Annotated in this window: 1 protein-coding gene; it reads left to right on the top strand. The window is 66.7% G+C overall.

What is annotated here, in order from left to right; genetic code table 11:
* Window positions 1-229: 229 nt before the first annotated feature.
* Window positions 230-601: a PRC-barrel domain-containing protein gene (locus BSZ14_RS18780; protein ID WP_042484101.1), complete on the top strand. Its 372-nt coding sequence runs from the start codon at window positions 230-232 to the stop codon at window positions 599-601.
* The last annotated feature ends 107 nt before the right edge of the window (window positions 602-708 follow it).

Genomic DNA, 708 nt, shown 5'->3' with positions numbered 1-708 from the left:
GGCGCCTCGGGACGCGGGGTGGCGGGGATACAGCCCGACAGGGCGGCGGCCCCGACGATCGGGGCGAGGGAAGCAAAAGACAGGCGACGCATCGCATCCAGCCTATGCGGGAGGGGTCCCGGATGCTCAACCCCGTGCTGCGACAGGACGTGCCGATGCGGCGGGCATCGGATTCGTCATCGGAACCTGGCCTCGCCCCGGCGGTTCTCCGATCTAAACGGAGGTTAACATGGCCGAACACGATACGCCGACCCTGATCCTGGTCCAGTCCACCGTCTCGGGCACGCTGAAGATCGAAAGCCGCGATGGCGACGCGATCGGCAGCGTCCACGCCTTCATGGTCCACAAGCGTTCGGGCCGCGCGACCCATGCCGTGCTGGCGCTGGGCGGGTTCCTTGGCATGGGCAAGAGCTTCTATCCCGTGCCGTTCAGCCTGTTGCAGTTCGACCCGGTGGGGGATCAGTATGTCATCACCGTCGACCGCCGCCTGCTGGAGGGCGGGCCGAGCTGGTCCAACAATGCGCCCGTGTTCGATCAGGCTTATGCCGACCGGGTGGCGGGCTATTATGGGGTGGGGACGGAGAATCTGGATCTGGGGTGATTTTTTGAGGGTGGCCTCTGGGGGCCTGCCCTCCCCCATCCCCTCCCGCCTGCGGGAGGGGTGCGCCTGTGGCGACCACAAGCGCGCCTCATATCTTGAGCTTGCCG

The sequence above is a fragment of the Sphingomonas sp. Sph1(2015) genome, from assembly GCF_001970915.1.
GTDB lineage: Bacteria > Pseudomonadota > Alphaproteobacteria > Sphingomonadales > Sphingomonadaceae > Sphingomonas > Sphingomonas parapaucimobilis.
The sequence above is the reverse complement of the archived record's forward strand: the minus strand, read 5'-3'. Positions and strand labels throughout refer to the sequence as shown.